The 18,642-nt window shown below is 69.4% G+C and carries 15 protein-coding genes; 11 read left to right on the top strand and 4 right to left on the bottom strand.

Going from position 1 to position 18,642, the window contains the following annotated elements:
* Positions 1-87: 87 nt before the first annotated feature.
* Complete coding sequence (locus KOE53_RS12400; protein ID WP_188058695.1) at positions 88-528, top strand: hypothetical protein; 441 nt, start codon at positions 88-90, stop codon at positions 526-528.
* Positions 529-593: 65 nt separating this feature from the next.
* On the opposite strand, the gene acs is transcribed toward KOE53_RS12400, so the two are convergent.
* Positions 594-2,585, bottom strand: a complete 1,992-nt coding sequence (acs, locus tag KOE53_RS12395; RefSeq protein ID WP_188046364.1) for an acetate--CoA ligase — start codon at positions 2,583-2,585, stop codon at positions 594-596.
* A 201-nt stretch (positions 2,586-2,786) separates the two neighbouring features.
* Between acs and KOE53_RS12390 the strand changes: the two genes are divergently transcribed.
* The 7 genes from KOE53_RS12390 to tmk all read left to right on the top strand — a co-directional run bounded on the left by KOE53_RS12390 (position 2,787) and on the right by tmk (position 9,695).
* A complete protein-coding gene (locus KOE53_RS12390) occupies positions 2,787-3,764 on the top strand; it encodes a TadA family conjugal transfer-associated ATPase (protein ID WP_188058694.1) in 978 nt (325 codons plus the stop codon).
* On the top strand, positions 3,761-4,783 hold the full coding sequence (locus tag KOE53_RS12385; RefSeq protein WP_188058693.1) for a type II secretion system F family protein: 1,023 nt from the start codon (positions 3,761-3,763) through the stop codon (positions 4,781-4,783). Before KOE53_RS12390 ends, KOE53_RS12385 begins: the two co-directional genes overlap by 4 nt.
* Positions 4,784-4,956: 173 nt before the next feature.
* On the top strand, positions 4,957-5,400 hold the full coding sequence (locus KOE53_RS13635; protein ID WP_251364331.1) for a DUF4244 domain-containing protein: 444 nt from the start codon (positions 4,957-4,959) through the stop codon (positions 5,398-5,400).
* Complete coding sequence (locus KOE53_RS12375; protein WP_188058692.1) at positions 5,378-5,713, top strand: TadE family type IV pilus minor pilin; 336 nt, start codon at positions 5,378-5,380, stop codon at positions 5,711-5,713. Before KOE53_RS13635 ends, KOE53_RS12375 begins: the two co-directional genes overlap by 23 nt.
* A 13-nt stretch (positions 5,714-5,726) precedes the next feature.
* A complete protein-coding gene (locus KOE53_RS12370; protein ID WP_188046368.1) occupies positions 5,727-6,059 on the top strand; it encodes an Rv3654c family TadE-like protein in 333 nt (110 codons plus the stop codon).
* A gap of 127 nt (positions 6,060-6,186) precedes the next feature.
* Positions 6,187-9,042: a type I DNA topoisomerase gene (gene topA / locus KOE53_RS12365; RefSeq protein WP_188058691.1), complete on the top strand. Its 2,856-nt coding sequence runs from the start codon at positions 6,187-6,189 to the stop codon at positions 9,040-9,042.
* Positions 9,039-9,695, top strand: coding sequence for a dTMP kinase (tmk, locus tag KOE53_RS12360; protein WP_370566977.1), 657 nt, complete (start codon positions 9,039-9,041; stop codon positions 9,693-9,695). The genes topA and tmk overlap by 4 nt, the downstream gene beginning before the upstream one ends.
* A 231-nt stretch (positions 9,696-9,926) precedes the next feature.
* Here the strand turns inward: tmk and purL are convergent, their stop codons facing one another.
* Positions 9,927-12,266 (bottom strand): phosphoribosylformylglycinamidine synthase subunit PurL, encoded by a 2,340-nt coding sequence (purL, locus tag KOE53_RS12355; RefSeq protein ID WP_241095510.1) that lies wholly within the window; start codon positions 12,264-12,266, stop codon positions 9,927-9,929.
* A gap of 212 nt (positions 12,267-12,478) precedes the next feature.
* On the opposite strand from purL, the gene KOE53_RS12350 reads away from it, so the two are divergent.
* The gene (locus tag KOE53_RS12350; RefSeq protein WP_188058690.1) at positions 12,479-13,363 is read left to right on the top strand and encodes a hypothetical protein; all 885 of its coding nucleotides are present in this window, start codon (positions 12,479-12,481) and stop codon (positions 13,361-13,363) included.
* Between the two features lie 57 nt (positions 13,364-13,420).
* Here the strand turns inward: KOE53_RS12350 and KOE53_RS12345 are convergent, their stop codons facing one another.
* Positions 13,421-14,554, bottom strand: coding sequence for a 3-isopropylmalate dehydrogenase (locus KOE53_RS12345; RefSeq protein ID WP_188046372.1), 1,134 nt, complete (start codon positions 14,552-14,554; stop codon positions 13,421-13,423).
* Between the two features lie 174 nt (positions 14,555-14,728).
* On the opposite strand from KOE53_RS12345, the gene KOE53_RS12340 reads away from it, so the two are divergent.
* Together KOE53_RS12340 and KOE53_RS12335 are read left to right on the top strand one after the other, a co-directional pair.
* Entirely contained in the window at positions 14,729-16,201 is a 1,473-nt protein-coding gene (locus KOE53_RS12340) for an aldehyde dehydrogenase family protein (protein ID WP_188058689.1), read from the top strand.
* A gap of 47 nt (positions 16,202-16,248) precedes the next feature.
* Positions 16,249-17,049: an SDR family NAD(P)-dependent oxidoreductase gene (locus KOE53_RS12335; protein ID WP_188058688.1), complete on the top strand. Its 801-nt coding sequence runs from the start codon at positions 16,249-16,251 to the stop codon at positions 17,047-17,049.
* Positions 17,050-17,206: 157 nt separating this feature from the next.
* Here KOE53_RS12335 and KOE53_RS12330 read toward each other — a convergent pair whose 3' ends face one another.
* Positions 17,207-18,616 (bottom strand): amidase, encoded by a 1,410-nt coding sequence (locus tag KOE53_RS12330; protein ID WP_188058687.1) that lies wholly within the window; start codon positions 18,614-18,616, stop codon positions 17,207-17,209.
* Positions 18,617-18,642: the final 26 nt, after the last annotated feature.

Raw genomic sequence — 18,642 nt, 5'->3', positions numbered from 1 at the left:
CTCTCTGAACATTTCGGGCCCGAGACCAGCACGGTTTCGGGCCCGATTTTCTTTCTGACGAGCCCCGGCAACCCGTACCATCAAGACATGCCCGTACCCGCCGTCCCCAGCCGCGCCCAGGCGTTCTATCGCACCATGCTGTTGGGGACGCTGATCTACAGCGTCGTGCTCGGCTTCTTCAACGACTACACCGACGTGCTGCACACGAGTTCGTACTCGGTCACCTTCTCGCTGGCCTTCGTGCTGCAGGTGCTGACCTATCTGACTTTTGCGGCGAAGGACGTCGTGCAGGCGAAGTTTGGCGGGCGCCCGGGTCGCGGGGCGAAGTTCGGCCTCGTGTTCGGGGTGTGGCTCGTGATGTTCTCGTCGAAGTTTGTCTTTCTCGCTGTGGTCGAGGTGGTCTTCCGAGAGCAGGTGCAGATCTCGGGGTTCGCTGGGATCTTCCTCGTAGTGGTGGTGCTGACGGTGCTGCAGAAACTCGCCGAGCTGGTCGATCGCCGGCTCGGCCGGGCGGATCCTGCTCACTAGCTTGCCGCTAGCTTGCCGCTGGACCGCCCGGCAAAGCACCGCCTCACCATCGAGGGGCGTGCGGACTAGCCGCGCGCCTTCCGCACGCGGTCCGAGATCGTCTGCATGACCATGGTGTCGGCGAGCGTCGTCACGTCGCCGATGTCGCGCCCCTCGGCCGCGTCCTTCAACAGGCGGCGCATGATCTTGCCTGAGCGGGTCTTCGGGAGCTCGGTGACAATGAACACCTGGCGTGGGCGCGCGATGGCACCGATCTGTGCCGAGACGTGCGCGCGCAGCTCGCCCTCGGCGCTGTCCACGGTGAGCAGCGTCTGCTGGCTTTTCAGGATCACGAAGGCGACGACCGCCTGCCCCGTCGTCTCGTCGTCGGCGCCGACCACGGCGGCCTCGGCGACGGAGTGGTGCCCGACGAGCGCCGACTCAATTTCGGTGGTCGAGAGGCGATGGCCAGAGACGTTCATCACGTCGTCGACGCGGCCGAGCAGCCAGATGTCGCCGTCCTCGTCGCGCCTCGCGCCGTCGCCAGCGAAGTACATGTCGCCGAACTTCGACCAGTAGGTCTCGACGAAACGATCCGGATCGCCCCAGATCGTGCGCACCATCGCGGGCCAGGGGCGCTTGACGACGAGCAGCCCGCCGGTGCCGCGGGGGACGGGGTTGCCGGCCTCATCGACGACATCGATCGAGATGCCGGGGAGCGGCACCTGGGCACTGCCCGGTTTCGTGGCGGTCAAGCCGGGCAGCGGCGAAATCATCATCGCGCCCGTCTCCGTCTGCCACCAGGTGTCGACGATGGGGGCGGTGCCCGAACCGATGACCTCGCGGTACCAGCGCCACGCCTCGGGGTTGATGGACTCGCCGACTGAGCCGAGGAGGCGCACGCTTGAGAGATCGTGCGCTTCAACGACCTGGCGGCCAACCTTCATGAACGAGCGGATCGCGGTCGGCGCGGTGTGGAAGATCGTGACGCCGTACTTCGCGATGATCTCCCACCAGCGACCCCAGTTCGGGGTCTCGGGGGTGCCCTCGTACATCACCTGCGTCGCGCCGTTTGCGAGGGGTCCGTAGACCACGTAGCTGTGTCCGGTGACCCAGCCGACGTCCGCGGTGCACCAGAACACGTCGGTCTCGGGCTTGTGGTCGAACACGTCGCGGAAGGTCGACGTGACCTGGGTGAGATAGCCGCCCGAGGTGTGCAGGATCCCCTTCGGCTTCCCGGTCGTGCCGGAGGTGTAGAGGATGAAGAGGGGGTTTTCCGCCGGGAAGCCGCGTGCGACGTGGTCGCCGTCGTACGCGGAGATCTCTTCGTGCCACCAGAGATCGCGTCCCGCCTGCATCGAGATGTCGTTCTTTGTGCGCTCGACGACGAGCACGCGCTTGACCGAGAGCTCCCCGCCCGTGTCGAGCGCGAGGGCGTCGTCGACGGTCGGCTTGAGTGCGGATGCGCGGCCCTTGCGGAACCCGCCGTCGGCGGTGATGACGATCTCGGCCTGGGCGTCGTCGATGCGGGCGCGCAGGCTCTCGGCGCTGAATCCGCCAAAGACGACCGAGTGCGCGGCACCGAGGCGCGCGACGGCGAGCATCGCGATGACGGTCTCGGGGATCATCGGCATGTAGATCGCGACGCGGTCGCCGGCTTCCACCCCGAGGCTCGTGAGCATGTTCGCCGCGCGCTTGACCTCGTGGGTCAGCTCGGCGTAGGTGATGGAGCGGGAGTCGCCCGGCTCGCCCTCGAAATGGATCGCGACGCGGTCGCCGAGGCCAGCTGCGAGGTGGCGGTCGAGGCAGTTCGCCGCGACGTTGAGCTCGCCGTCCTGGAACCAGCGGGCGAAGGGCGGGTTTGACCAGTCGAGGGTCTCGGTGAACGGCTTGGTCCAGTGCAGCTCGCGTGCTCGCTCTGCCCAGTACGCATCGGGGTCTTCCGCTGCGCGCCAATAGACCGCAGGATCGTTGACGTTTGCCTGTGCGCGAAACGCGTCGGTGGGCGGGTAGCTCGTCCCGTCAAGCGGGTGGCTCTCGATCGTGCCCTGATCTGTCGTGCGCTGATCTTCTGACATGGACGCCATTATCCAATCTCTCCATTGATTCGCGGGCGGCGCCGGGAAAGGCGCTGCGCGGTGACGCCAGCGTAGAATATATTCCTTGCGCGTGGCAACCTTTGGCGGGGTTTCGCCGCACACAGGGGGCCATTCGGGCGGGTTCTCCACAGATTGCCCCGTCTCTCGACGCGGGGCTGCCGTCGGTCAAATACTGAAGCCATGCCGTCCCACCTCCCCCCGTTGCAGCGCAGCGCGGTGCTGCGCCCGGACACCCGGCGGGCGCTGGGGCCGCTCGTGTCGCACCTCGACGACCCCGAACTGCGCGATCTCTTGGTCCTTGGCGGGCATGGCCAGGCGGCCCTCTGGCGCGACCGCGGCGGTGGGGTTGAGCCCGTGCCCGGATTCGAGCTCCCGGCGGAGGCGGCACGCGAGCTCGCCGTGGCGCTCATCGCGGCCGGGGGCAGGCACCTTGACGAGCGCAACCCGTGCGCGGACGTCGCGCTCGACGGCGGGCTTCGCGTGCACGCCGTCCTCCCGCCGATCGCGGTCGCCGGGACGGTGATCTCAATCAGGGTGCCGCGGCTCGTCCCCCTCAGCTTCGCCGACCTCGTGCGCGGAGGGCTGTGTGACCCGGGCACCGCCCGCTGGCTCACAGACGCCGTGCGCGGTCGAGAGAACCTCCTGATTTCGGGGGCGACGGGCACGGGGAAGACGACGCTCTTGGGAGCGCTGCTCGGGCTCGTGCCCCGGGGTGAGCGCATCATCTCGATCGAGGACGTCGCGGAGTTGCGCATCGGGCACCCGCACTGGGTGGCCCTCGAGGCGAGGCAGGCAAACACCGAGGGCGCGGGCGGCATCTCGCTCGAGCAACTCTTGCGGGAAGCGCTGCGGATGCGTCCCGACCGCATCGTGTTGGGGGAGTGCCGTGGCGCCGAAGTCCTCACCCTGCTCTCGGCCCTCAACACCGGCCACGACGGCGGGGCCGGGACGCTGCACGCGAGCGCGCTCGCCGATGTCCCGGCACGACTCGAAGCGCTCGGGGCACTCGCGGGTCTCGGCCCCGAGCCGCTCGCTCGCCAGGTGATCGCCGCGCTCCGGGTGGTCGTGCACCTCGAACGCGGCGCGGCAGGCAACCGGATCGCCGCGGTCGGCCAGTTGGGTATCGGGGCCAGTGGCGCGCTCGAGGTGCGTGCGTGAACGGTCGAGGCAGTCGGCGGCGGGGGCTCCTTCCCTGGCCGGGAAAACGGGCGCCGGCTTCCGGCGTCGTCGCGGCAGCATTCGCGCTCCGCAGCGCGACGCTCCTGCGCGGCGGGGTACCCCTGGGCAGGATCCTCTCCGTGATCGCGCGTGGCCCCGGTCCACCGACGCCCGCCGTCGGCCCTGCGCGCGGAGGCGGTGACTTGGACCCAGCGGACGCGAGCGTCGCAGATGAGCTGCGTTTGGTCGCGCGGCGCGCGTCGAGGCGCGTGGCCGGGGGCGCCTCGATGGCTGACGCCGTCGCGGGAGAGAACCATCCTTCGTGGCGCGTGCTCGCGGCGGCGTTGCTCGTTGCCGAGCGCAGCGGTGCTCCGCAGGCGGCCGCAATGGAGCGCATGTCGGAGAGCCTGTCCGCCATCGAATCGGCGGCCGAGCGGCGTCGAGTGCTGCTCACGGGGCCACGTGCGACCATCGCGCTGGTCGGATCGCTGCCGCTGCTGGCGGCAGCCTGTGGCGCGTTGCTTGGCTTCGACCCGTTCGGGGTGCTGTTCGGCGCCACCGGGGCGTTCCTGATACCCGCCGGCGTCGGATTACTGGCGGCAGGGGTGGCGTGGGCCTCGGCCCTGGTGCGCCGCATCGAGCGCTCGCAGCGAATCGTGGGCGTCGAGCTCGAGCTCACCTGGATCGCTCTGCAGGGCGGCGGGCCACCGGGGCCCGCGCTCCGGCTCGTCGCCGACGCGGGTGCCAAAGTGGCCGCCGAGTGGGTGAGTGCCGACGCGCTCGTGGCCGGTGGGCCGACCAGGCGCGCCCTTGCGACCGCCTCGGCGACCGGCGTCGCGGCCGGTCCGTTGCTCCTCGCCGAGGCCGTCGGCGAACGGGAACGATCGCTGCGGACCCTCGAGCGTGCGGCAGAACGGCTTGGGGTCACGATCTTGCTCCCGATCGGCACCTGCGTGTTGCCGGCGTTTGTGGTGCTCGGCGTGATTCCGGTCCTCATCGCGATGCTGGGCGGCGTGTGAATGCTGCGTGGGCGGCGACCGCTGCTCACTCACCGACCGCTGCTCACTCACCGACCGCGCAACTGGCGAGTTGTCCACAGATCCGACCTGGTCTCGCCCGCGAGGTGGACTCGCGCGGAGAATGGTCACACCGGTACCTGCCGGGCCGTGCCCCTCCTGAGAAAGGCACACCCATGCTCGCGACCCTGCATACCCTCCCCATTCCGCGCTCGCACCAGCCCAGTGACCAGGAACCCCCCGGGGGCGTGCCTGCTCGCGAGTTCGGGGTCACGCGCGGCCCGGTACTGCCCGCGGTGGACATTCGTGTGCGTCGCGTCGCGCGCTGGCCGTCCACACTGCCGAAACTCATGCGTCCCTCACGAACTCCGCAACCCGACGAGGTCGAACGGACCAGTCCGCAGCGGGTCGCACCAGCGGGATTGCGCCGGGATCGCGCGCGCCTGCGTCAGCTGGCGCGCCCGGTCGGCGACGACCGCGGGGCGGTGACCGCCGAGTACGCGGTGGTGATTCTGGCAGCGGTCGCGTTCGCAGGCCTGCTGGTCGCCATTTTGCGCTCGGACGAGGTGCGGGCGATGCTCGTGCAACTCGTGCAGAATGCACTGGGCTCGGCTGGGTGACCGCGGCGCGGTCACCGCGGAGTTTGCGATCGTGCTCCCGACGGCGCTGCTGGTGCTGGGCTTCGTCCTCGGCGGGGTGCTGCTTGGCGCGCACCGTGTCGCGCTGACGTCCGCCGCCGCCGATGTTGCGCGGCTCGAGGCGAGGGGCGATGCGGCGCTCGCCGCCGAGCGTCTCGGGCAGTTGCCGGGAGGCACGCGGGTGAGCCGGTCCGAGCAAGGAGGGCTGACCTGCGTCACCCTGCGGGCCTCGCCCGTAAACGGGCCGCTGCGTGCGTTGACCGTCTCGGCGACGGCCTGCGCGGCGAGATCATGACGATCGGTCGAGCATGAGCGTGCCGCTGGGGTGGGGGCTCGCCGCGGCCGCCATGCTGATCGGGCTGCCGGTGGTCGCGGCGACCGGCGCGCTCGAGGCGCGCCAGCGCGCGGCGGGCGCCGCCGATGCCGCGGCGATCGCCGCCGCCGATGCACTATCGGGGTGGCTCGCGGACGACCCCTGTGTGGTCGCCGGGGAGGTCGCCGCTGCCGCTCGCGTCGAACTGGTTCGCTGCGAGATCAGCGGGCTTGAGGTGCGCGTTTGGGTGCGTGCGGGCACGCCGCTCGGCCCGGCCTTAGCGCGCTCTCGGGCGGGCCCGGAGGATTTGCGGGCAGACGGGCCCTAGAATCGGGAGAAAGCGGGTGGCATCGGACTCCGAGCCGCACTTGTGTATCGTGTCGAGGGCAGTGGGCTGAGCCCTGGTAATCGCACTGGAGTACCAGGACCGCAACGCGGAGCGAAGAAGGAGACCCGTGAAGGGGACGAAGAAGCTCGTCATCGTGGAGTCGCCGACCAAGGCGAAAACGATCGGCGCCTATCTCGGTGACGACTATGAGGTCATCGCCTCAGTCGGACATATCCGCGACCTCGCGGAACCCTCCGAGCTGCCGCCAGAGCTCAAGAAAGGTCCCTTCGGTAAGTTCGCCGTCGATGTCGACAACGACTTCGCGCCCTACTACGTGGTGGCGGATAACAAGAAGAAGACCGTCAGCGACCTCAAGCGCGCACTGAAGAATGCGGACGAGCTGTGGCTCGCCACTGATGAGGACCGCGAGGGAGAGGCCATCGCCTGGCACCTGCTCGAGGTACTCAAGCCGAAGGTGCCCGTGCGCCGCATGGTGTTCCACGAAATCACCAAGGACGCGATCGAGCACGCCAAGGCAAACACACGCGAACTCGACACCTCGCTGGTCGACGCGCAGGAGACCCGGCGCATCCTCGACCGTCTCTACGGCTACGACATCTCGCCCGTGCTCTGGCGCAAGGTCGCGCCCAAGCTTTCGGCGGGGCGCGTGCAGTCTGCGGCGACCCGGCTCGTGGTCGACCGAGAACGCGAGCGTCTCGCCTTCACGGCCGCCGGATACTGGGACCTGACGGCGGCGTTCACGCTGGCCGAGCCCGTCGGCGGCGTCGAACAGTTCGAAGCTCGATTGGTGCGCCTGAACGACAAGAAGCTCGCGGGCGGCGGAGACTTCGGCGACGACGGCAAGCTGACCGAGAAGGCGGCGAAGGCCGACGTGCTCGTGCTCGCGGCTGACCGCGCACAGGCGCTCGCCACCGCACTCGCCGCGGACGGCACGCAGGCGGAGGTGCGCGCGGTCGAGACGAAGCCGCACACCCGTCGCCCCGCAGCTCCGTTCACGACGTCGACCTTGCAGCAAGAGGCCTCGCGCAAGCTGCGCTACAGCTCGCGCCAGACCATGTCCTTCGCCCAGGGCCTGTACGAAAACGGGTACATCACCTATATGCGTACCGACTCGCCGACGCTCTCGCAGCAGGCGATTCAGGCGGCGCGCACGCAGGCCAAAGCGCTCTACGGCGCCGAGACCGTACCGGACGCCCCGCGTGTCTACACGGGCAAGGCGAAGGGTGCCCAGGAGGCGCACGAGGCCATTCGTCCCGCGGGCGAGGAGTTCCAGCGCCCAGCCGAGCTCAAGGGCAAGCTCACCCAGGGCGAGTTCGCCCTCTACGAGCTGATCTGGAAGCGCACCGTCGCGAGCCAGATGGCCGACGCGAAGGGCTCGACTGACACGGTCACCCTCGGCGTCAACCTCCCGGACCCCGACGCGGCGGGCACGGTCAACGCCGAGTTCACCGCGAGCGGCACCGTCATCACCTTCCAGGGCTTCCTCCTCGCCTACGAAGAGGGCAAGGACGAGAAGCGCGGCGAGTCCGAACGCAACGTCGCCCTGCCCCCGCTCACCCAGGGAGCGACCCTTGGCGTGCAGGATCCCGAGGCGAAGGGCCACGAGACGAGCCCGCCGCCCCGCTACACCGAGGCCAGCCTGACGAAGCGCCTCGAGGACCTCGGCATCGGCCGCCCCTCGACATTTGCCGCGATCATCAGCACGATCATGGACCGCGGCTACGTCACCAAGAAGGGCCAGGCTCTGGTTCCGAGCTGGATCGCCTTCTCGGTGGTGCGCCTGCTCGAAGAGTACTTCTCGGCGCTCGTGAACTACGACTTCACTGCCGAGATGGAGAACGACCTCGACCGGATCGCGGCTGGCGAAGCCGACCGCACCGAGTGGCTGCGAGAGTTCTACTTCGGCTCCGACAGCCACCCAGGCCTCCGTGGCGTCGTCGACAACCTTGGCGAGATCGACGCCCGCGCCATCAACACGATCCGCATCGACGACGCGGTCTCGCTGCGCAACGGCAAGTACGGCCCGTACCTCGAGGTCTTCGACGACAAGTGCGAGGTCGACGAGAACGGGGAACTCAAGCCTCGTATCGTGAACCTGCCCGAGGGGCTCGCCCCCGACGAGCTCACCCCGGCGCGCGCGCACGAGCTCGCGGACCAAGAGCCGATCGAGGACCGCGTGATCGGCGTGAACCCCGAGAACGGGCGGGAGATCCTTGCGAAGACGGGCCGTTTCGGCCCGTACGTGACCGAGGCGATCCCCGAGGCGCCGGTCGATCCGGACGCGAAGCCGAAGGCGAAGAAGGCTGCGGCGGAAAAGCCGCGCACCGCCTCAATCTTCGCCTCGATGTCGCTCGACACGATCGACCTCGATACCGCGCTCGCCCTGCTCAACCTGCCCCGCGTGGTGGGCACGGACCCCGAGACGGGGGCAGAAATCACGGCGCAGAACGGCCGCTACGGCCCGTATCTGAAGAAGGGCACTGACACGCGTACCCTTCCCAGCGAGGACGCGATCTTCACCGTCGACCTCGCCGGAGCACAGGAGATTTTTGCCCAGCCGAAGTACGGCGCGAAGCGCGCGTCAAGCGCGTTGAAGGAGTTCGAGGCAGACCCGGTCAGCGGCAAGCCGATCAAGGTGAAGGACGGACGCTTCGGCCCGTACGTCACCGACGGCGAGACGAACGCCACGATTCCGCGCGGCGAAGAGGTCGAGAGCATCACCTTTGAGCGCGCCATCGAGCTGCTTGCGATCAAGCGCGCGAAGGGCCCGGTGAAGCGCAAGGCGCCCGCAAAGAAGGCGCCCACCAAGAAGGCTCCGGTGAAGAAGGCCGCTGCGAAGAAGCCTGCGGCGAAGAAGGCCTCGGCGGCGAAGGCCGTCGATCCGGTCCGCTCCGCAGCCGCGAAGAAGGCGGCGGCGACGCGTGCCGCCAAGAAGGCGGCGGCGGAGGCGGCAGGGGAGTGAGCGGGGCCACCGCCGCCACGGCACACGGACTGACGGGTCGTTTCATCACGCTCGAGGGCGGCGATGGCGCGGGCAAGACGACCCAAGCCGAGCTGCTCGAAGCGTGGCTGCGGGCCCGCGGCCACGAGGTCGTGCGCACGCGCGAACCCGGAGGCACGTCGCTCGGTCGACAGCTCCGTGAACTGCTCCTGCACGGCGACGAGCCGATTGACCCGCGCGCCGAGGCCCTGCTCTACGCGGCCGATCGTGCGCAGCACGTGGCGCAGGTGGTGCGGCCGGCGCTCGCGCGCGGGGCGATCGTCGTGCAGGATCGCTACATCGACTCGTCCCTCGCCTACCAGGGCGCGGGCCGCGTGCTCGAGGTCGACGATGTGCGCCGGCTCAGTGCCTGGGCGAGTGACTCGCTGCAGCCGGATCTCACCGTGCTACTTGATGTGTCACCCGAGCTCGCGGTCGAGCGGCGCGCGAAAGCCGGGGGAGTGGCCGACCGCCTCGAGCGCGAGGCAAACGACTTTCACACGGCGGTGCGCGAGGGCTTCCTGGCGCTCGCGGCTGCCGAGCCAGGGCGCTTCCTGACGCTCGATGCGGCGCTACCGGTTGCCGAACTGCATGCGAATATCGTGCAGCGCGCGGGCGCGATCCTGGCCGACTGACCCCAAGGGTGAAGCGAGGGATGAAACCGCGGTCATCGCAGCCACGCCTCGCTTCAGTCCTGTTCTACTAGTACATAGAGCAATTGAAATCGGTTCGCGATTCGCAACCGAATCTATCGTTCTACTCGTGAGCGGGGCAATTTCAGCACCCCCCAGTGTCAGCCCCGCTCACATCAGACTTACACGAAAAGGGCCCCGCGGCAAGCCGCGGGGCCCTTTTCTGCGTCTCGGCTACGCGCCGACAGCGACCTCGCCGACGACCGCGCCGAAGCGCTCGGGAAGCGTGCCACGGTGTGCTCCGGCCAGCTCGCCGAGCGTAACGGTGAACTGATCCTGCACCTCGAGGGCCGCATCGACGCCGGTACCGTCGGTGACGCCCACGCGCAGCACGGGGTAGTTCCGACCCTCGCACAGCCCGCGGAACTTCACGTCCTCCTCGCGGGGCACCGAGACGAGCACGCGGCCCTGCGACTCCGAGAAGAGAGCGGTGGTCGCGTCGACGCCGTCGCGCTCCATGATCTCGCCGAGCCAGACGCGCGCGCCGACGCCGAAACGCAGAGTGGCATCGACGAGGGCCTGGGCCAGGCCGCCGTCTGAGAGGTCCTGCGCGGCCGAGATGAGTTCGCCCTGGACGCCCGCCTGCAGCAGCTCCGCGAGACGGCGCTCGCCCGCGAGGTCCACCGTGGGGGGCGTGCCGCCGAGGTGGCTGTGGATGGTGCCGGCCCAGGCCGAACCGTCGAGCTCCTCACGCGTGGTGCCGAGCAGGTAGAGGTTCTCGCCCTGATCCTGCCAGCCGCTCGGGACACGCTTCGCGACGTCGTCGATAATCCCGAGCACGCCGACCACGGGGGTCGGGTGAATCGGGGTGTCGCCCGTCTGGTTGTAGAACGACACGTTTCCGCCGGTCACGGGTACCTCGAGCGCGAGACACGCGTCAGAAAGGCCCTCAACGGCGCGTGAGAACTGCCACATCACCTCGGGGTTCTCGGGGCTGCCGAAGTTCAGGCAGTCCGTCACAGCGGTGGGCACAGCGCCCGACGTCGCGACGTTGCGGTAGGCCTCGGCGAGCGCGAGCTGCGCACCCGCGTACGGGTCGAGCTGGCAGTAGCGGCCGTTCGCGTCGGTCGCGATGGCGATGCCGAGCCCGGTCTCCTCGTCGACGCGGATCATGCCGGCGCCGTCGGGGAAGCTGAGCGCGGTGTTGCCCATGACGTAGTGGTCGTACTGGTTCGTAATCCAGGACACGTCTGCCTGATTCGGGCTGGCAGCCACGGCGAGGAGCTGCTCGCGCAGCTCGGCGCCGGAGTTCGCGCGTGGCAGCGCCGAGGCGGTGTCCGCCTGCAGCGCGTCGATCCATGCCGGGTAGGCGACGGGACGCTCGTACACCGGTCCGTCGACGGCGACCGTCGACGGGTCCACGTTGACGATCTCCTCGCCGTGCCAGTTGATGACGAGGCGGCCGGTGTCGGTGACGTGGCCCAGCACGCTGGTCTCGACGTCCCACTTCTCGGTGACGGCGAGGAACGCGTCGAGCTTCTCAGGCGCGACGACCGCCATCATGCGCTCCTGGCTCTCCGACATGAGGATCTCCTCGGCGGTGAGCGACGGGTCGCGCAGCAGGACGCTGTCGAGCTCGATGAACATGCCGCCGTCGCCGTTCGCCGCGAGCTCGCTCGTGGCGCAGGAAATGCCGGCCGCGCCGAGATCCTGAATGCCCTCAACCAACTCGCCGCGGAACAGCTCGAGGCAGCACTCGATGAGCACCTTCTCGGCGAAGGGGTCGCCGACCTGCACGGCGGGGCGCTTGGTGGGGCCGCCCTCGTCGAAGCTGTCAGAGGCAAGGATCGACGCGCCGCCGATGCCGTCGCCGCCCGTGCGGGCGCCGAAGAGGACGACCTTGTTGCCCACGCCCGAGGCGTTGGCCAGGTGCAGGTCCTCGTGGCGTAGCACGCCGACGCCCAGGGCGTTGACGAGCGGGTTCGCCTGGTAGACCGCGTCGAACACGGTCTCGCCGCCGATGTTGGGCAGGCCGAGGCAGTTCGCGTAGGAGCTGATGCCCGAAACGACGCCGTGCACGACGCGCGCGGTGTCGGGGTGGTCGATGTCACCGAAGCGCAGCTGGTCCATCACTGCGACCGGGCGTGCGCCCATCGAGATGATGTCGCGGATGATGCCGCCGACGCCGGTGGCCGCGCCCTGGAAGGGCTCGATGTAGGAGGGGTGGTTGTGGCTCTCCACCTTGAAGGTCACGGCGAAGCCGTTGCCCACGTCGACCACACCGGCGTTCTCGCCCATGCCGACGAGCAGGCGTTCCTTCATCTTGTCGTTGACCTTCTGGCCAAACTGGCGCAGATAGATCTTGGAGGACTTGTACGAGCAGTGCTCGGACCACATGACGGAGTACATTGCGAGTTCACCGGAGGTGGGGCGGCGCCCCAGAATCTCGCGGATCTTCGCGTACTCGTCGTCCTTCAGCCCGAGAGCGCCGTATGGCTGCTCCTTGTCGGGCGTCTGGGTCGCGTTCGCGACCGTGTCGGGGGCATGCACTTCGGGGACGTGGGACTCAGTCACGCTCGGGGCTCTCCGTTGCTCGAGGTGGCGCGCGGCAGCGCAGTGCCGGTGCCTGGGTTGGGCCTTCGGCCAGTCTACCCGTCCGTGTGAGTGTGCTCGCGCGGGCCGGGCCGGCCTGGGAATGCGGTGCATTCGGCGCGTGGGGCTGGCGATTCGGTGGCGAAGCGACAACACTGAACATTATGAGTACACAGCAGCCTCACACTCCTGACGTGTCCACACCCGAGGGGGCGGCCCCGGCTGCGACGCCTCAGTCGGCCTCGGTTCAGACACGGCCCGCGGCCCACCGCCAACTCTCGCCGTTCTTGAAGGTCAGCATCGGCCTGCTCGCGGTCGTCTCGATCGCCTCGATCGCGCTGCTCTTCCTGGGCGACTTCGAGGGCAAGTTCGAGCGGGTGTTCTCGACCTTCATTCTCTTTGCCGTCTTCACGACGTTCACGGCGCTCGATACCCGGCGCGAGACCCGCTCGGAGTGGTACGCGCCGGTCGCCCTGATTGCGAACACATACATTTTGGGCCTCGCCCTCATCGTGATCTGGATCACGCCGTACGACTTCACCCTGATCTTCACGATCTTCTGGAAGTCGGTCTTCATTATCGGGGTGACCCGCATCGTCATCATCGGCTGCGAGCTGCTGCTGCGCCTCGGCAACAACCGGCCCGCGCCGCTCGGCCGTTTCGCGTTCATTACGAGCGTGCTCGCGGTGCTCTCGGGCATTCTCTTCACGGCGCCCACCGGCATCGAGGCGTTCAAGGTCACGATCCCCGATCTGTACTGGAAGATCGCCGTCGCGACGCTGATCCTGACCGCCCTCGGCCTCGCGATTACCTTGCTGCTGCGCTGGAACTACGCCGCTGACGAGCGCGACGCCCGCCGGGCCGCCGCGCCTGCACAGCCTGCCCCGCTTCCGCAGGTGCAGCCGGCCCCGCTGGCGCAGTACCCCGCCGGGCAGTACCCGGGCCAGCAGGATCCTGCCTCGGCGCCCGCGCCGCAGCCGGAACTTTTGCCCTGGCCGCTCTACGCCGATGGCACCCCGCTGCCCGCCGATGCAAACGGCCAGCCGGACTTCTCGGTGTTGCAGCCGCCGCAGGCGTAGCGACACGCACAAGCGCCCCCGACTTTCGTGGTCAGGGGCGCTCGTGCGTTGCGGGGTCTAGCTCAGGCGCGTGGGGGCGAGCTCCGCGAGCGTGCCGAGCAGCGAGTTCGGGACGAGCGCCGTGTCGTAGCTGCCACCGCGCACGATCTCGGCGACGCGGGCGCCCACCTCGGCGGTGCTGGCACCCATCGCGGCACCGGCTAGGGCGGGGAGCTCGCCGAGCACCTGCACGGTCGCCGCCTCGATGGCCTGCGCGGCCTCGCCCTCGCCGAGGTGACCGAGCATGAGGGCGAGCGACAGGATCGAGCCCGACGGGTTCGCCCAGCCCTTGCCCGCAATGTCGGGGGCCGAGCCGTGGATGGCCTCGAACATGCTGGGCGCGCTGCCGTCGAGGTTGAGATTGGCGCTCGTGGCGACGCCGAGGCCGCCCTGGATGACGGCGCCGAGGTCGGTGATGATGTCACCGAACAGGTTGTCGGTGACGACGACGTCGAAGCGTTCGGGCGTGAGCGGCAGGTGGAAGCACATCGCGTCGACGTGCACGTAGTCGGTTTCGACCTCGGGGTAGTGGGCCGAGAGGTCGTTCACGACCTCCTGCCAGAGCTGGCCGGCGGCGACCAGAATGTTGGTCTTGTGGCAGAGCGTGAGCTTCTTCCGGCGACTCACCGCGAGGCGGAACGCGAAGTCGACGACGCGCTCGATGCCTGCGCGGGTGTTCAGGGACTCCTGCATCGCGACCGCGTTCGGGGTGCCGCGGTGCACGGTCGAGCCCTGGCCGACGTAGGCGCCCTCGGTGTTCTCGCGCACGATGACGAGCTCACAGCGCTCGGGAGTCAGGTCGACGATCGGGGTCGGGACACCGGGGTACAGACGCACGGGGCGGACGTTCGCGGCTTGTTGGAAGCGCTGGCGCATCTCCAGGATGAAGCCGCGCTCCAGGATCCCGGGGGTGACGCGTGGGTCGCCCATGGATCCGAACAGGATCGCGTCCTTGTCGCGGAGCTCGGCCTCGAGCTCGTCGAAGAGCTCGCCGGTCTCGAGGTAGTGGTTTGCCCCGGCGGCGTATTCGCTCCGGTCGGTGTGGAATCCGAATCGCTTTTCGGCGGCGTCGAGGACCTCGAGCGCAGAGCCCACGACCTCCGGCCCGATTCCGTCACCGGGGAGTACTGCGATGCGATAGCTGCGAGTCATTGAGGAATCCTTCTGGGAAGCGGAGCCTGAGTCGGGCAAGGTGCATTGGCATTGCGGCCCTAGTGAACTATATTAAATGGTAAGACCACTCATTGCGAGGGTTGATTTCAGTCAGCGGTGACGCCGAAGCGCCTGGGCGCGGGGGTGCCCGTCCAGCAGCGAAGGAACTCGCCCATGTCAGACACCCTGTCTTTGCTCGCCCCGGCGGGCGCGCTGCCGATCGGCACCGAGTGGCGCACGTCCGAGACGAGCGCACAGGTCGTGTTCCCGTTCGACGGCAGCCTGGTTGCGAACGCCCCCGTCAGCACGGTGCAGGACTCGCGCGATGCACTCGACGCCGCTGAGGCTGCACGTTTCGAGGTCGCCGCGCTCTCGACGGCGCAGCGCCGATCGATCCTGGTCGCGATCACTGAGCGCGTACGCGCCGAGGCCGCCCGCCTCGAGGACCTCCTGATCCTGGAAACGGGCAAGCCCCGCCGGGACTGCCGCGTCGAGGTCAACCGCACGATTGTCACCCTCGAAGCGACGGCTGAAGAGGTCGCACACCTGCGCGGCGAGACCGTGCCGCTCGATCTGCAGGAGACCGGCCGCGGCATGATCGGCTACTTCACGCGCAAGCCCGCGGGCGTCGTCATCGGCATCGCCGGCTTTAACTACCCCCTGCTGCTCGCGACCCACAAGCTCGCGCCGGCGATCGCGGCGGCCTGCCCCGTCATCATCAAGCCCGCGCCGAACACGCCACTGGCGACGCTCGAGCTGCTTGCGATCACCCGCGAGGTGCTCGCCGCGCACGGCGTGACGGCCGCCGCGGTGCAGCTCGTCAACGGCGGCCCCGAGGTCGGCGAGGTCTTGGTCACCGACCCCCGGGCGCAGGTCGTTTCTTTCACCGGATCCGCAAGGATCGGCCACCTCATCGCCCGACAGGCGGCCCCGCGCAAGGCCGTGCTTGAACTCGGCTCGAACACCGGCTTCATCGTCGCGGCGGACGCTGATGTCGACGCGGCGGTCGACGCCGTGCTGCGCGGCGCGTTCTACGCCAACGGCCAGGCCTGCATCTCTGTGCAACGCGTCGTGCTCGAGCGCCCGATCGCCGAGCAGTTCACCAGTCGGTTGGTCGAGCGCCTGAGCGAAGTCGTCGTGGGTGACCCCCGCAGCGAGGACACGAACGTCGCGCACGTCATCAACTCGGGCTCGGGCGACCGGATCCGCGCGGTCATCTCCGCCGCGGTCGAGGCTGGCGCGCGCGTGCTCGGCGCCGGGCCGGGCGACGGCGACGTCGCGCTCGTGCGCCCCACGGTGCTCGGCGACGTGCCGACCGACGCCGAGGCGTGGAACGAAGAGATCTTCGGTCCCGTGGTCTGCCTCGCCACCGTCGACTCGGTCGACGAGGCGATCGACCTCGTCAACCACTCGCGCTACGGACTGCAGGCCGCGATCTACACGGCCTCGCTCGAGAGCGCGTTCGACGCGATCGACCGGCTCGAGGTCGGCGGCGTGGTCGTCAACGAGATCCCCGGTTTCCGCTCCGACATCATGCCCTACGGCGGGGTGAAGGACTCGGGCATCGGCCGCGAGGGCCCGCGCTTCGCCGTCGAAGAGTTCACCGTGACGCGCATGGCCATGATTCGCCCCAAGGCGCGCCGCTAGCAAGCTCCGCCGCCCATCGACCCCTCACCCCTTCTGGAGACCCCCACATGAGCGAATTCCCGCAGATCGACTACACCCAGCTCTTCCGGCTCGATAACCGCACGATTGTGGTGATCGGTTCCGGCAGCGGCATTGGCCGCGAGGCGGCGCAGGCGCTGGCCGCGCAGGGCGCGCACGTCGTGATTGCCGACTACTCCCTGGAGGCCGCAGAGGCGACGACCGCGCTCATCTCGGGCACGGGTGGCTCGGCCGAGGCCTACCAGCTGAACGTCCTCGACGACGCGGCGATCGATGCCGCCGTTGAGCGTTTCGGCAACGCCTCGTCGCTCGTGTTCACGGCCGCGACGAACGTGCGCAAGCGCATGGCGGACTACTCGATGGACGAATTCGACCGCGTCGTGAACCTCAACCTGCGCGCCTCGTTCCAGCTGATCCGGAAGTTTGGCACGCGCTTCGCGGCGAACGGCGGCGGCTCGATCATCGGCTTCGCGTCGATTCGCGCGCAGGTCGTCGAGCCCGGCCAGGGCGTCTACGCGGCGACCAAGGCGGGGCTCGTGCAGCTCGCGAAGACGGGCGCGGCCGAGTACGGCCCCGCGGGGGTGCGCGTGAACGTCGTCGCCCCGGGCGTCGTGGAGACCCCGCTGACCGCGCAGATCAAGGCGAATGACGAGTGGTACGGCGCCTACGCGTCGAAGGCCGCGCTCGGCCGCTGGGCTCGCCCCGATGAACTCGCGGGAGCCGTCGTGTTCCTGGCGTCGGACGCCTCGACGTTCGTGACGGGCACGACGCTGACCGTCGACGGCGGCTGGACCGCGATCGACGGGCGCTACACGCCGCCGTCCTCCTAGCGGCAGGTACAGCAAGGGCCCGGGCACTTGCCCGGGCCCTTCTGCGTTCTCGGCCCCGCGCCGCACTTCCCGGAGCTTTCTGAGTTCCCGGAGCGGAAATGTGGCTCGGGCGGCTCCGGGAAGTGTGATCGCTCCGGGAACGGCGGGCGATGGAGCCCTACGGCAGCAGCGACCAATCAACCTCGGCGTCCGCACCACGGGCCGACTCGAACCAGCAGGCAACGCGCATGAGCGTGTCGTCGGTGCCGATGGGCCCGGCGATCTGCAGGCCGACGGTGCGCCCGTCCGCCTGGATGCCGGCGCCGATGGACAGCGCGGGCTGTCCCGACATGTTGTACGGCACGGTGAACGAGATATGGCCCATCGTCTCGAGCGGGTCGGTGATCGGCATCGGGTCCTCCGCCGCGAACGCCGCGACGGGCGACACGGGAGAGAGCACGAGGTCGTACGGCGCGGTGGCCGCGCGGGTGAGGCGCGCCATCTCGTCGATCTGGTTGCGATTGCGGATGGTCTCGGCCGCCGTGAAGTTCGAGCCGGCGACGCACCAGTCGACGATGAAGGGCAGCACGAGCGCGCGGTCGGACTCGCTCAGCAGCTCGAAGTCGGCGTAGGAGCGGCTGCGCCAGAACCCGACGAGGCCGTCGAGCACCTCGGGGCCGACGAACGGGGCCAGCGGCTCGACCACGGCGCCCGCGTCAGCGAAGAGCTGGGCCGCGCGCTCCACGATGGCGAGCGTTTCGGGCTCGACCGCGAGACCCGAGCCCGCATCGAGCTGGAGGGCGACGCGGAGGCCCGCGGGGGCCAGCGGCTCGGTCGACCAGTCCATGGGCGGGTACGGGCGCGTCAGATAGTCGCGCTCGTCGGGGCGGGCGACGATCGACATGAGGCGTACCGAGTCGGCGGCCGTCCGGGTCAGTGGGCCCGCGGCGCGACCGTCGTAGGGCACGTCGAGGGGGATGAGGCCCTCGCTTGGCTTGAGCGCCGTGAGACCCTGCCAGGTGCCGGGCAGCCGGATCGAGCCGCCGATGTCGGTGCCGATGTGCAGCGGGCCATAGCCCGCTGCGGCGGCGGTGCCCGCGCCCGCGCTCGAGCCGCCCGAGGTGTGGGCCGGGTTGAGCGCGCCGCGGGTGATCCCGTGCAGGCTCGAGACGCCCGACGAGAGCATGCCCCAGTCGGGCATCGTGGTCGAGCCGATGATGACGCAGCCCGCCTCGAGCAGTCGGTCCGTGGTCGGGGCGTTGCGCGCCGCGATCACCGGGTTCGGCAGGGCCGTGCCAGACGGCTTCGGCTGCCCCGCGCGGGCAATGTTCTCCTTGACCGTCGCGGGGACGCCGTCGAAGGGGCTACGGGGGCTGCCCGCGGCCCAGCGCGCAGAAGACGCCGCGGCGTCCGCGCGCACCTGCGCGGCGTCGAAGAGGTAGAGCGCGTTGAGCTCGGGCTCGCGCGCCTCGACCCGCGCGATGACGTCCTCGGCCACCTCGCTCGGGGTCAGGTCCCCGCTCGCGTAGCGCTCGCTGAGCGTTCCGGCGTCGAGATCTGCGAGACGGGGGGTCGCGGCGGAAGACATACGGTCCTTTCGATGGAGCGGTTCAG

Origin of the sequence: Leucobacter sp. CX87, assembly GCF_018682295.1 — a bacterium.
Classification (GTDB): domain Bacteria; phylum Actinomycetota; class Actinomycetes; order Actinomycetales; family Microbacteriaceae; genus Cx-87.
This window is presented reverse-complemented; position numbering and strand designations above follow the sequence as displayed.